This window comes from Lachnoclostridium sp. (genome assembly GCF_031997925.1).
Taxonomy (GTDB): domain Bacteria; phylum Bacillota; class Clostridia; order Lachnospirales; family Lachnospiraceae; genus Lachnoclostridium.
Map to the genome: position 1 here is coordinate 295,955 of NZ_DAMADT010000001.1, position 14,424 is coordinate 310,378.

A 14,424-nucleotide genomic window follows, 5' to 3' on the forward strand; every position below is an offset into this window, starting at 1 on the left:
AAGGGAGAGGTGAGTAAATGCCATCTACATTTTTTGGACTTTCCATAGGAAATAGCGGATTGTATGCTTCGCAGGCTGGTTTAAATACCACTGCTCATAACATAGCAAATATTGAAACTGAGGGTTTCTCAAGACAAGTGGCAAAACAACAGGCTGGAACAGCTCTTCGAGTAAATAGTTCCTATGGTATGGTTGGTACTGGTGTTGATATCAAGGGAGTAAGCCAGATACGTGACGAGTACTATGATTTGAAATTTATGAAGAATAACACGATGTATGGAGCGTACACCACCAAAGAGTATTATTTAACCTCCATTGAGAATTATTTTAATGAAGTAAAGTTGGAAGGCTTTTTGACTAATTTTGATAATATGTACAATAGCCTTCAGGAATTGAGTAAGCAACCAGAGGACCTTACCGTTCGTACTCAGGTTACAAATATGGCTCAAAGTACTTGTGATTATGTGAATTCACTTTCAACAAGCTTAGGTCGTTTACAGGAAGAATGTAATTTTGAAATTAAAAATCAAGTAGAGCGAGTAAACTCTTTGGCACAACAGGTTGCTATTGTTACAAAGCAAATTAATACGATCGAAGTTAATGGAGGTACCGCGAATGATCTTAGGGATCAACGTGCCTTAATGGTGGAGGAGCTATCCGGTTTTGCAACGGTAAGTGTTTCTGAGCGAATTGTTGGAGATGATGTCGGAGTTACGAGCTATACCGTTAAATTAGATGGTCAGACATTGGTTGACACCTATGAGGCGAGCCAATTAAAAGTCGTACCAAGAGATACTAAAGTAAATCAGTTGGATGCGAAGGGACTATTTAATGTTTGCTGGAGTAATGGACAACCTGTAGATCTAAATAGCCCAACCATGGGTGGAACGCTCAAAGCATTGCTTCAAGTACGTGATGGTAACAATAAGGAAGGTTATCAGGGTAAAGTAACAGCAAGTGCTGGTGATACAACGATTACAGTAACTTCAACAAATAAAAATAATGTAGAAGATTTAAATATTGCAACCAATGGTATTATTACAATAGGTAATAGAGAGTACCATTATAATGGTTTTGCTGTTACAAAGGATGATACCACGGGAGAGTTTATATACGAATTTTCCCTTGATGAAGAAATTAAAGTAGATGTGAATGAAGAAACTGCCCATATAGGAAAACAAATTGATTATAAAGGAATCCCTTACTATATGGCACAGCTTAATAAATTTGCCAGAACCTATGGTAAAGCATTTAATGATGTGCATAAATCAGGACAGGATTTAAATGGAGAACAAGGCTTAGATTTCTTTAATGGTGTTACAGGTAAAAACTTTATCTTTGATAAATCACCGTCAGATGAAGGAAATGGATATTTGTTTACCTCAAAAACAGGGGCTTATGCTGGAGATTATGTTGATGAACCAAATTTTGCGTCATATTATTTGCTCACTGCAGATACCTTCGGGGTTACAAAGGCAGTTTATACAGATCCTAAAAAGTTAGCTGCGGCATCCTCGATAGAAAATGGTGTTGCCAATGCTGATAATATTGAGAAGTTATTAGCATTAAAAGATGACGTTAGAATGTTTGGTCAAGGAAAACCAGCACAATTTTTCCAAACTCTAGTAGCAGAGATTGGTATTGATGCGAAACAGGCAGGTAACTTTGCGGAGAACCAAAAGAATATTTTATCAGCAGTTCAGAATCAGCGATTATCCATCAGCGGTGTAGATCAAGAAGAAGAGGCTATGGGCTTGGTGCGTTACCAAAAAGCTTATAACTTATCTGCTAAGGTAATTTCTGTTATGGACCAGATTTATGATAGACTCATCAATTATATGGGCGCATAGTACGGAGGTAGAGCATGAGAATTACAAATAAAATGATGACAAACAATGTTCTTTATAATATTAACAATAATAAAAACAGTTTGTCCAAAACAGAACAACAATACTCCACCGGTAAGAAGATACAGCGTCCTTCGGAGGATCCTATTATTGCAGTACGTGCATTAAAACTTCGTACCAATCTTACTGAATTAAATCAATATTATGAGAAGAATATTCCGGATGCCCTATCATGGATGGATTTGACAGAAAGTTCTTTACGTGGTATTAATGAGATTCTAACGAAGGTACACACATATTGCGTGGATGGTGCTAACGATACCTTAACGGAAGAGGATAGAAATAGCCTTGCAGTTAATTTAAATCAATTAAAGGATCAAATTTATCAGGAAGGCAATACAAACTATGCAGGAAGGTATGTTTTTAGTGGCTATAAGACGGATTCTAGCTTAGTTTTTTCTGAAAATACATCAAACTATAATTATTTGCTAACAGAGAGATTAAGCGGAACTAACTTAGATGTAGTTCAAAAAGCGGTTAATTCCTTCGAGTTATCCTCTTATAATCCAAATGCACCTTTGGATACTAGTTTTGATGAAAAACCGAATTATATTACTGCACACCGCTTAAGATTGGCATATAATAATCTCAAAAATTTGGATGATGGACAATTAAAGATCGAGATTGCTGATCAAGATTCCGATGGTAAAGTGATTCTTGACGGTGATGGAAATAGAACGTATACTGAATATGGTGGAATTATCGAATCGAGGTTGTCCACAGATGAGGACGCGTATATTCCGCCAGATGGAACGATTTACTTTCTAGCTGATACCGGAGAATTGATTTTACCGGAGGATGTATATCAAGATTTCCGTGATAAAGCTGATATTAAGGTTTCCTACGAGAAGAATTCATTTATGAAGAATGATTTAAAACCAGAGCATTATTTTGATTGCGTACAAACTGATTTAACAAGCGATGATCTGGTTGAACGTACCTTTACAAAACAGAATCAGGAAATCCGTTATGAGATAAACTTTAGTCAATCGATGGTGGTAAATACGCAAGGAAGTGACGCAATCACCCACACCATAGGAAGAACTATTGATGATATTATTTTTGCGGTAAACAATGTTATTGAAGTTGATAAAAAGATCTCTGAAGTAAAAAAGATGTTAGAAAGCGGAAATGTTACAGAAGAGCAAAAATCCACATTAAATCAAGCTTTAGAAGTATTAACGACTGAGAAGACTTTAAAAGATGAGGTAATGCAAAAAACATTTGGAAGTGCCCTCACAGAAATAAAAGGACAGCAAAACATTATCAATGTTGCAGTTTCTGATCTAGGTAGCCGATCCCTTAGAATACAGCTTACAGAAAGTCGTTTATCGATGGAGCAAGTTGACTTTGAGGATTTACTCTCAAAGAATGAGGATGCAGACATTGTAGATACGATAATTAAAATGAAATCACAGGAAACTGTATATAATTCTTCTTTAGCTGCTGCTGCTAAGATTGTAAAGAATTCATTATTAGACTTCATATAGAATGAAGTAGCAGCTCATTCTTAAGAATTCATTATTAGACTTCATATAGAACGAAGTAGTAGCACATTCTTAAGAATTCGTTATTGGATTTCCTATAGTTGTAATGGCAGAAAGGAAGTGTACTTATGGTAATAGCAACAAAACACTTTGGTGAAATAGAGTTAGAAGAAGATAAAATTTTAACCTTTGATCACGGGATATTTGGATTTGAGAATTGCAAACGATATACCATTCTATACAATGGAGAAGACGAGAATAGTAGCGTAATCTCCTGGTTACAAAGTATAGATGAGGTATCTCTTGCGTTACCTATCATTCAACCTAGCCATGTTATTGATGAATATAATCCAGTAATAGAGGATGAATTGTTGGTGTCTTTAGGTGACATCAAAGAGGAAAATATCGTTGTTTTCTTAACATTAACAGTACCTTCCGACTTAACTAAAATGACTACAAATTTGAAAGCTCCGATTATAATTAATACTGAAAATAAGAAGGGCTGTCAGGTTGTAATAGAAGACCCTATGTTTGTAGTTAAGTATCCTGTATTTGAAAAATTTCAAAATAGGGCCAAGAAGGAGGATGGAGAATGCTAGCTTTATCAAGAAAATTAAACGAATCCATCATGCTTGGCAATGATATTGAAATCACCATCCTAGAAATTAAGGGTGATCAAGTAAAAATAGGAATTAAAGCACCAAAATCGGTTCCGATTTATCGAAAGGAAATTTACCTTCAGATTCAAGAATCTAATAAAGAGGCTATTGACGGAGGCGTTTCCTTAGAAGCAATAAGTAAGTTATTTTAGCAAGTTATTCATTAAAAGAGAGAGAGTATTAGAAGTGCTTTATCTTATTCATTGCAATTTAAAAGTTCGAGAAGCATGCTTTTAATTATTGAAAGTTTATGTAATTTTAGTTTATTTACATGGCTTATTAAATAGGATTAGGATAATAGGATACTTAATATATGGGAGGGGCTTTGACGGTAAGGTTAGTACCAGTCATAGCCCCGTTTTGTTACAAAAGTAATTGACAGACTAAAAAATATTAAATCAATAATTTATATTGGAGAATAAAATTGCTATCATTATAAAAAGGCGTGAAAGCGCTAGAATTGAGGTATTGCGTGGAAAAGAATGAAACAATTAAGACTTATTTATGCGCGTTGATTATTAGTTTAGAAAAAAAGGAACAAGTACTAATTAATCTTATATCAATAACAAAAAAGCAAAAGATAGCGTTGGAAGCTCAACCTCCGAATTTAGAGGAATTTAAATCAGAAGTATCAAATAAAGAAGCATTAATAAAAGAAATTAATGATTTGGATATGCAATTTGAATCATTGTTTCATAAAGTGAAAGGCTATGTCTCAAATGTTGAAACTGATTACGCTTTAGAAATCAAAAAAATGCAAGAGATGATTCCAATCGTTGTTGAGCTTGGGGTTACTCTAAGAGGTTTAGAACAGCATAATAAAATGAAATTAGAGCTTATATCTACAACCAGGGGAAGAGAAGCTGTAAATACGAAAAAGAGTAGTAAATCTGTTGCAGAGTACTATAGAGCGATTCATAATTTAAAAGATAATAAGGCTTGGTTAGATCAAAAGAAGTAATTTTGTAATTTTATAAGATGTAGATTTGAAAGTGTGTAATTACCTAAAGTGTTTTTTCGTAAAAGGTGTGTTGATATCTGTGCGTTTGCGGTTGATCTATAAGGTTTCATGGATTTTTTTTTAATAACTCTTTACTAAAATGAAAAGGTGACGATATATACATAAGACAAAGTATATTTGCATAAAAAAGGATATTTATATAATTCACATGGAGGTGGAGTTATGGAGATGAAATCCATAAATGGAATAGCAAATAACGCAGTGTCACCGGTAGCAACCCCAACGACAGGGAAAACGGGAACTGCAGCAGTATCACCAATTCAGAGAAAAACATCAGCGGAAGGCATGGATATGCCGAACAAGCCGAATAATCAAACAAATGAGCAACAAATTAAGTCAGCTGTAGATAAAGCCAATCAGGCAATGAAACATACACAAACAAGATGTGAGTTTTCTTACCATGAGCCTACAAAGAGCATATCGATTAAGATAATAGATGAGCAAACAGATGAAATACTTCGTGAGGTTCCACCAGAGAAGGTTCTTGATATGATAGAAAAGATGTGGGAGATGGCTGGGTTACTTGTAGATGAAAAGAGATAAGGAGGGACAAGAATATGCCAATGCGTTTATCAGGATTAGTATCTAACATGGATACGGACTCTATGGTAAAAGAGCTAATGAAAGCTCAAGGATTAAAAAAAACAAAGGTTGAAAATAAACTTACAAAATTACAATGGACTAAAGATATCTGGAAAGACACGAACTCTAAGATTTATAAGTTTTATACAGGTCCATTATCAAAGTTAAAAACACAAGGTAGCTTTGAAATGAAAAAAGCCACCTCGTCCAATGAGAGTAAGGTTACGGTAAAGGCAGGTCAAGGAGCACCTACCGGTTCTCATAATGTACAGGTGGAGCAGCTGGCGAGTGCACAGTATTTAACCGGTTTTAAATTAGATGAAGCAGCAACTAAAATTAAGGATGTAACTGGGAAGACTACATTAAGAGAGCTCAATTTCGGTGTTGAAGATGTTGAAAGACCAGATGAAGAGATAGTAATAAAAATAAATGTTGGCGGTAAAGTTACAGAACTTTACGTAAATAAGGATACAACATTAAACGATTTTACACAAGCTTGTAGTAGTGCTGGTTTGAATGCAAGCTTTGATAATACACAAAAAAAATTGTTTATAAGTTCCAAGCAAAGCGGAGCGGAAAATACATTCTCAATAACAACAAAGACGGTTGGGATAACAGATGCAAGGAAAAATCTGAGAGAATCACTAGGGTACTATGAAGGCATGACAACAGGTACAGCTAGATTTGAAATGGATAAAGCCATTGATACTTATTTGAAGTTAAATGGTAAGACAGAAACAAAAGAAGATGAAAAAAATCTTGAGGCTGCTAAGAATAAGTTGAATGAATTCATGGTAACAAAGGTCTCCAGTGATTTACGAGCTGAGTATGACATGACTAGCGAGGATATCGTGGATGAGAAGATTCTTAATAGATTGAAAGCAGCAGATGTTAAAAGTGTAAAAGAAATAGAAGAAGAAATAAACGCTAATGATGATATCGTTAAAGATAAGAAACAAGATGCCATAAAAAACGCTGTCGCAGCGGAAAAAGCGAAATTAGTAAAGTATTATCAGAGTGAATATCAAAAGATTTTGTCTGATGAGGATAATTATGTAGATGAAAAAGCTACAAATCCATATTATCAAAAAAAAGAAGAAATAAAGACTAATATAGATGATGCTAAAGTGACTAATGTTGTGGAAGATGAACCAATTGGAGCATTAGCTAAAATAGGGTTAGGTACATTTACGTATAAAGATGAAAATAATAATGACGTTATAGTAAAATCTACAGAAGTTGCCTCTAAAAACAGTAAGATCGTTTATAATGGTGCCGAACTCGAAGGAAGTTCAAACCAAGTAACTGTGAATGGTTTAACATTTGAATTACATGGAGAAACAGTAGGTTCTGAAACTGTATCCTTAACCGTATCGAATGATATTGACGGCGTTTATGATATGGTTCGTGATTTTGTTAAAGGGTACAATGAACTCTTACAAGAGATGAATACTTTATATAATGCAAATTCATCAAGGGGCTTTAACCCATTAACAGATGACGAAAAAGAGGCCATGACAGACAGCCAGATTGAAAAATGGGAACAAAAAATTAAAGAATCCTTACTACGTCGTGATGATAAGTTAAGTTCTGTACTTACATCGATGAGAAATAATATGTCTGGAAGCGTTACTGTGAATGGTAAGAGTTTATCATTATCAACGTTTGGAATAGTAACTGGAATTTACACAGAAAAAGGCCTTTTGCATATAGCTGGGGATAGTGAAGATCCATTATACGCGGGTGATACTGACAAACTAAAAAAAGCATTGACAGATAATCCTGATGAGGTAATGCAGGTACTTTCGAAATTAGCGGATAATCTTTATCAAGACATTTCGAATAAGATGAAAAGTACTTCGTTAAGTAGCGCGCTGACTATCTATAACGATAAAGAAATGGATAAATTGGAAAGCAGTTACAAAAAGGATATAGCAACATTAGAGAAGAAATTAAAAGAGATGGAAAATCGTTACTATAAGCAGTTCTCTGCAATGGAATCTGCTATGAGTAAACTAAATTCTCAGTCTAGCCAGTTAGCTAGTATGTTAGGCTTATAAAAGATATGGATAAGTAGGAGGATTTTAATATGGCTCAAAATGCAGCTAGTATATATCAAGGAACTAAGATAAATACTGCATCACCAGCAGAGTTGACGTTAATGCTGTTTGAAGGGGCAATTAAGTTTTGTAATAAGGCAATGTATGGATTAGAACAAGATGATATTGCAAAAGTTAATGAAAATTTGCTAAAAGCTCAACGAATTATTACTGAGCTTCGATCTACCTTGGATTATAAGTATCCGATAGCAAGAGAATTTGAAACTGTTTATGATTACATTAATCGTAGATTAGTTGATGCTAATATTAAGAAGGATACTGAGATGTTAGAAGAAGGACTTGACTACATTCGTCAAATGAGGGATACGTGGAAAGAAGTTATGAAAAAAAATAATATATATGTTCAGTAAACATCATAGAGCCGTTGTGATAATGAGATTAAGCTCTCTTTATAACAACGGCTATGGTTATTCATGACAAGAAAAGTTCGTAAATCATGCTTTTTCTTGTTTTATAAGTATGTTGATCTGCTATACAATGAGGAGGCGGCTTAATGAGCGAGGAAATACTTCTTAGACTAAAAGATATGCTAAATAGAAAAAGGGAGTGTTTACAAAAAATTTTATACGTAGTCAAAGAACAAGAAAAGATTACGTTTAATAAAGAAAGTGACTTGGAAATATTTGAAGAATATATTGAAGAAAAAGATGATTTGATATTAGCGCTTTCTAAGTTAATTCAAGAAAATGAAGAATTTATACAAGCAGGTGAAGCTGACTCTGATAGGATTTATAAAGATATTAAACAGCAAATCAATTTGGTAAATCAGGAAGTAATCTCACTTAGTAAAGAAATACAAACTTTAGAGGAAAAAAGTAAAGATAATTTTGAAACTTATGTGCGAAAAGAGAGGGATAAGATTAAGAACTTTCGAATAAAAAATCAGATGACTTCAAATTACTATAAGAATATGATCGGGGGGCAATTAGAAGATTCTTATTTTATGGATAAAAGAAAATAAACAAGTATAAAGGTTAAAAAAATTAAGAAAAAATATAAAATAATGCTATTAACTTTATTACCTTTTTATTCGATATATAGAGTAAGTAAAGCAAATGCTTTTACTAATAGACGTTAAAAAAATCAGTGGCATGGATGCTGCTGAAAATTCAAGGAGGAAAAAAATATGATTATTCAACACAATATGACATCCGCTAATACTAACAGACAGTTAGGTATTACAACAGGAAATTTAGCAAAATCCAGTGAGAAGTTATCTTCTGGTTACAGAATTAACCGTGCTGGTGATGATGCAGCTGGTCTTTCTATTTCTGAAAAAATGCGTGGACAGATTCGTGGTCTTGATCAGGGTTCTACAAACGCTCAAGATGGTATTTCTTTAATTCAGACAGCAGAAGGCGCTTTAAATGAAGTTCATTCTGTTCTTCAGAGAATGAGAGAATTAACAGTTCAAGCATCTAACGATACTAACGTTACAGCTGATCGTTCCGCAATTGCTAAGGAAATTAATGCACTTGCAGACGAAATCACACGTATTGGCGATCAGACAGAGTTCAATACTCAGAAGTTATTTACTGGTGGTTTCTCGGATAAACAACTTCAGGTTGGAGCTAATGCAGGACAGACAATTAACTTCTCCATTAACTCTATTAATGCATCAGCTGTTGGTATTGATGCTGTTGCTGGTATAATTTCTGCAGGAGGAGCTGCTAGTATTTCAGATAATATTGATGTAGTTAATAACGCATTAGAGCAGGTATCTACTACACGTTCCGCTCTTGGTGCTTTACAAAACAGATTAGAGCATACTATTGCAAATGCAGATAATACATCTGAGAATTTACAGGCTGCAGAGTCCCGTATTCGTGATGTAAATATGGCAAAAGAAATGGTTAAATACTCTAAGGATAATATCCTTCAGCAGGCTGCTCAGTCTATGCTTGCACAGGCTAATCAATCATCACAGGGAGTTTTATCTTTATTAAGATAATTCATCGTAAAAAGTTGTCACATTTATGTGACAACTTTTTTTTTGTTAAATTTTATAACTCAATATTAATTCAAAATGGAACCTCATCAATTGGATTGAACATTAGAAAAAGAGAGATTTAATCAGCTTTTCTTATATATACCGATAATGTGGTATCACATGTTACTTTGAGTTGTATTTTATATAACCAAAAGTTATCAAAATTATTTAGAATTTTTAGATTTGTATAAAGAAACTGTGGTATAATCCGATATAATTAGTAGTTACCGTTTATTGAGTAAACTTTTATAAGAATAAAATATGTTTAGTATATTGGAGAAAAGATGAAAGAGTTAATAATAGTTTTAGAAAATTTAATAGATAAGTTAGATTTTATTTCATTAAAACTTTATCAGGATAAAGAACATGAGGGTTATGTAGAATTTACAAAAAATATTGGAGAAATGACCAATATTGTAACCCTTATTTTTCAAATGAAAGAAAGTAATAGTGAATTACCATTCGATGAGACATTATTCCTAGAAAAATTAGCTTTATCAGTAAAAGCATTAGAGCAGAAAGATGCAGTTTTATTAGCAGATATTTTATATTATGAGGTCTCTTCACAATTAAGAGATTTTTCTGCTTATATTAGTAACATGGAATAAATATTGAGTTGGAGGATTTTATGAATTTTTTTCTGGAAAATAAAAAAGCTATTATTAATAGAAATTTAAATTTGGATATTTTATTTAGTGATGATATTGAACTAAACCAAGATCTTAAAGTATATACAGAATTAACTTTAGATGGAGATACCTGTATAGCGATAGAGAAGGACGGAGATAAATATAGATTGAATAGTACTTATAGCCCGTCACAGCAGGCAATGTTTTGGGTTAGTCAATTTAAATATAATAAGGAAAGCATTGTAACATCAATGTATGGTTTAGGTAACGGATATATTGCTAAAGCTATCGCAAGTAATATGGGAAAAAGTGATTTTATTATTATAATTGAACCTTCTAAAGAAATTTTTTTATGTGCTTTACAAAATTATGATTTAACCGATTTAATATCTAATCCACGAGTGATGATAGCCATTATGGGTATTAATAATGATAAATGGAGTGAGTTTTTTGGTTTAACAGTTAATTGGGAGAACATTAGTGACCAGATATATTGTTCGCATCCAGGATACACAAAGGCATTTCCGATAGAAGCTAAAGAATTTCAAGAAACAATACGAAAAAGCAATGAAATAGTAATAATATCTAAAAACACATCTGCCTATTTTGGGAAAAAGTTCGTTTTTAATATGCTTGATAGCCTTCATTGTTTACCTAAAATGAATTCATTAGAAGTATGGAAACATATTTTGACAGGAGATATTCCAGGAATTATAATTGCTGCAGGTCCTTCTCTAGACGAAAATGTTTTAGAATTAAAACATGCAAAAGGGAAGGCTATTCTTTTTGCTACGGATCGTGCATTACCAACATTATTTAAAAATGATATTATACCAGATTTTATAGTAACGGTAGATCCAGATAAAGCAGATGCATGTTTTGAAAATCCTATAAGTAAAGAGTTACCTTTGATATGCCCGGCGCACGCAAAACAAGAAGCATTAGAAAAACATCAAGGTAAAATTTTTCTTGCCTCATGTTATGAATATATAGGTAAATTATTTAAAAAACTAGGAAGTGATATTCCTGTTTTAAACACGGGATATTCAGTTGCAACGACTGCTTTCTCTATATGTTTATATTTGGGATTGAAAAATATCATTTTAGTAGGCCAAGATCTTGCATACAAGGGTGAAATCAGTCATACTGGTGGTGAGATTGAACAGGTTGGTTTTAATGAAGAAAGATATGTAGAAGGTGTAAATGGGAAACTTGTAAAGACTAGATTTGATTGGGAAAGCTTTCAAATTTGGTTCGAGAATAAAATTAAGACCCTTGATAAAGAAATAAATGTTATTGATGCTACAGAAGGTGGTGCCCTAATTCATGGAACAAAAGTAATGACTTTACATAATACGATAGAAAAGTATTGTAATGTAAGTATTGACTTTGAGGAAATGTTGAACAACATACCTATATTTTGGTCAAAGGAAAAAGCTCACATATTATATGATTATGTAATGCAGAGTATTTACGAGTGTAATACACTAATAGAAAAATCAGAAGAAATAATTGATATCTGTCAAAGATGTAAAGAAATTTTAGGCCTAAAGCAATTAGATAAAGAAATTTTAAACCTTAATAAACAGAGAATACTTGAGACAAATGAATATTTAAAGAGTTTAAGTATCTATTCTTTGATTGATTTGGTTATATTCAAAACAGCTACTGCAAAGCATAAGGAACTTAACATAAATCCAGATGATGAATTTGAAGTTTACCTACAAGTATTTAGTATTTATGAGGAAGTCTATCATGAAATGCTTGATATGGTAAAAGAAATGAAAGCAAGATTTGAAAAACAGTTAGAAATAATACAGGAGGATTAATACAGGAATTGTATTAGCACCATGATGAAAAAAATTTTAGTTACAGGATCCGATGGATTCATAGGAAGTCATTTGACAGAGGAGCTAGTAAAGAAAGGGTATGAAGTTAAGGCATTTGTATACTATAACTCCTTTAATACATGGGGATGGCTTGATACTCTGCCAAAGGATATCTTAGAGTCTATAGAAATTTTTCAAGGTGATATTAGAGATCCTAATGGCGTGAGACAAGCAGTAGATGGTTTAGATGCGGTATTTCATCTTGCTGCATTAATCGCAATACCATTTAGTTATCATTCACCAGATACGTATGTTGATACAAATATTAAGGGGACTTTAAACGTATTGCAAGCGGCGAGAGATTGTAATACAGAACGTGTATTAGTGACCTCTACTTCAGAGGTTTATGGAACAGCACAGTACGTACCAATTGATGAGTTACATCCATTCCAAGGGCAATCACCTTACTCTGCAACAAAAATAGGAGCAGATCGTCTTGCCGAGTCGTTTTATCGTTCCTTTCAGCTACCAGTAAGCATTGTTCGTCCATTTAACACCTATGGACCAAGACAGTCTGCACGTGCTGTGATTCCAACAATTATTACACAGTTATTGGCTGGAAAGAATGAAATAAAATTAGGGTCATTAACACCAACCCGTGACTTTAATTATGTAAAGGATACAGTAAATGGATTTATTGAGATTTATAAATCAGACAGAACGATAGGAGAGGAAATTAATATTGCTACACAGCAAGAAATCTCTATAGAACAATTAGCAAATGAGTTGATACGTCAGATTAGGCCATCAGCACGAATTATTACAGAAGAACAAAGATTAAGACCAGAAAAAAGTGAAGTAAATCGTTTGCTAGGAAGTAATCAAAAAATTAAAAGTTTAACAAGTTGGAAACCTAACTATACATTTGAAGAAGGTCTTTCTGAGACAATAGAATTTTTTAAACATAATCTAGATAAATACAAGGTTGATATTTATAATCTGTGAGAAGATAAGGAGAAGAGAGAAGGATGTCAGAATCATTTATCCCACTTTCTGTACCAAATTTAAAAGGAAATGAACTTGCCTATGTCACAAATGCGGTACAAACAGAATGGGTATCTACAGGTGGACCCTATGTAAATGAATTTGAAAACAGAATAGCTAGCTATGTGGGGGTGAAGGGGGCAGTATCTTGCCAAAATGGTACCTCAGGTCTCCATGTTGCACTATTATTAGCAGGAGTAAATAGAGAGGATGGGGTAATCGTCCCAACCTTAACTTTTATTGCAGCAGTAAACCCTATTCGTTATATTGGAGCTGAGCCAATTTTTATGGATTGTGATGATTCCCTATGTATGGATGCTAAAAAACTTCGCAGATTTTGTGAAGAAGAATGTAACTACGACAATGGGAAATTAATTGAGCGTCAGACGGGACGTTGTATTAAAGTAGTTGTTGTCGTTCATGTCTTTGGAAATATGGCCGATATGGAAGCTATTATAGAGGTAGCATCAGACTATCAATTAAAAGTGGTAGAAGATGCAACCGAAGCTTTAGGAACTTATTATACAGAAGGAAAATATAAAGGATGTTATGCTGGAACTATTGGTGATGTTGGTGTTTATTCATTCAATGGAAATAAAATTATTACAACTGGTGGAGGTGGTATGATTGTTTCTCGTCATACTGAATATTTAGAGAGGGCAAAACATCTTACAACACAAGCAAAATCGGATGAGCTATATTATACCCATGATGAGATTGGCTATAATTATCGAATGACAAATCTTCAGGCAGCATTAGGTTTGGCACAGATAGAACAATTAGAAAAATTTATAACTATTAAAGCAAATAATTATAATTTATACTGTGAGGCTTTTTCTAATTCAGGTAAGATAAAGATATTAAAGGCTCGTGAGAATATCAGGTGGAATTGCTGGTTTTATGCCCTTCTTTGTAAAGAAGGAAAGGAAGCAAGAGATACATTAATTCATGAACTGGCAAAGAGAAAAATACAAACAAGGCCTATCTGGGGACTGATTCATGAGCAACTTCCATATGAGGGAGCCAAAACATATCAAATAAAATGTTCAAAATTTTATATAGATCATATTGTGAATATTCCATGCAGCAGTAATTTACAGGCTGAGGATGTAGAACGAGTGATTTTAGAGGTTAAATCAATTGTTTCTTAATATAC

The 14,424-nt window shown here is 33.4% G+C and carries 14 protein-coding genes; all 14 read left to right on the forward strand.

The features are described 5' to 3' along the window. Positions 1–17: 17 nt before the first annotated feature. The 14 genes from flgK (at position 18) to RTP52_RS01340 (ending at position 14,419) form a co-directional block, all read left to right on the forward strand. A complete protein-coding gene (gene flgK / locus RTP52_RS01275) occupies positions 18–1,850 on the forward strand; it encodes a flagellar hook-associated protein FlgK (RefSeq protein WP_312368700.1) in 1,833 nt (610 codons plus the stop codon). A 14-nt stretch (positions 1,851–1,864) separates the two neighbouring features. After that, the gene (flgL, locus tag RTP52_RS01280; protein ID WP_312368701.1) at positions 1,865–3,397 is read left to right on the forward strand and encodes a flagellar hook-associated protein FlgL; all 1,533 of its coding nucleotides are present in this window, start codon (positions 1,865–1,867) and stop codon (positions 3,395–3,397) included. 125 nt (positions 3,398–3,522) lie between these two features. Further along, on the forward strand, positions 3,523–3,993 hold the full coding sequence (gene fliW / locus RTP52_RS01285; RefSeq protein WP_312368703.1) for a flagellar assembly protein FliW: 471 nt from the start codon (positions 3,523–3,525) through the stop codon (positions 3,991–3,993). Continuing rightward, on the forward strand, positions 3,987–4,205 hold the full coding sequence (csrA, locus tag RTP52_RS01290) for a carbon storage regulator CsrA (protein WP_012198339.1): 219 nt from the start codon (positions 3,987–3,989) through the stop codon (positions 4,203–4,205). Before fliW ends, csrA begins: the two co-directional genes overlap by 7 nt. Positions 4,206–4,525: 320 nt before the next feature. Next, entirely contained in the window at positions 4,526–5,014 is a 489-nt protein-coding gene (locus RTP52_RS01295) for a hypothetical protein (RefSeq protein ID WP_312368705.1), read from the forward strand. Between the two features lie 222 nt (positions 5,015–5,236). Beyond that, entirely contained in the window at positions 5,237–5,617 is a 381-nt protein-coding gene (locus RTP52_RS01300) for a flagellar protein FlaG (RefSeq protein ID WP_312368707.1), read from the forward strand. 14 nt (positions 5,618–5,631) lie between these two features. Then, a complete protein-coding gene (gene fliD / locus RTP52_RS01305; RefSeq protein WP_312368709.1) occupies positions 5,632–7,716 on the forward strand; it encodes a flagellar filament capping protein FliD in 2,085 nt (694 codons plus the stop codon). A 29-nt stretch (positions 7,717–7,745) separates the two neighbouring features. Next, complete coding sequence (gene fliS, locus RTP52_RS01310; RefSeq protein WP_312368712.1) at positions 7,746–8,126, forward strand: flagellar export chaperone FliS; 381 nt, start codon at positions 7,746–7,748, stop codon at positions 8,124–8,126. Positions 8,127–8,269: 143 nt separating this feature from the next. Next, positions 8,270–8,737: a hypothetical protein gene (locus RTP52_RS01315; protein WP_312368713.1), complete on the forward strand. Its 468-nt coding sequence runs from the start codon at positions 8,270–8,272 to the stop codon at positions 8,735–8,737. Between the two features lie 165 nt (positions 8,738–8,902). Next, complete coding sequence (locus RTP52_RS01320; RefSeq protein WP_312368714.1) at positions 8,903–9,727, forward strand: flagellin N-terminal helical domain-containing protein; 825 nt, start codon at positions 8,903–8,905, stop codon at positions 9,725–9,727. Between the two features lie 323 nt (positions 9,728–10,050). Further along, positions 10,051–10,374 (forward strand): hypothetical protein, encoded by a 324-nt coding sequence (locus RTP52_RS01325; protein WP_312368716.1) that lies wholly within the window; start codon positions 10,051–10,053, stop codon positions 10,372–10,374. 20 nt (positions 10,375–10,394) lie between these two features. Further along, a complete protein-coding gene (locus RTP52_RS01330) occupies positions 10,395–12,224 on the forward strand; it encodes a motility associated factor glycosyltransferase family protein (RefSeq protein WP_312368718.1) in 1,830 nt (609 codons plus the stop codon). A gap of 24 nt (positions 12,225–12,248) precedes the next feature. Continuing rightward, entirely contained in the window at positions 12,249–13,229 is a 981-nt protein-coding gene (locus RTP52_RS01335; RefSeq protein ID WP_312368791.1) for an NAD-dependent 4,6-dehydratase LegB, read from the forward strand. Between the two features lie 23 nt (positions 13,230–13,252). Beyond that, a complete protein-coding gene (locus tag RTP52_RS01340) occupies positions 13,253–14,419 on the forward strand; it encodes a LegC family aminotransferase (RefSeq protein ID WP_312368720.1) in 1,167 nt (388 codons plus the stop codon). Positions 14,420–14,424: the final 5 nt, after the last annotated feature.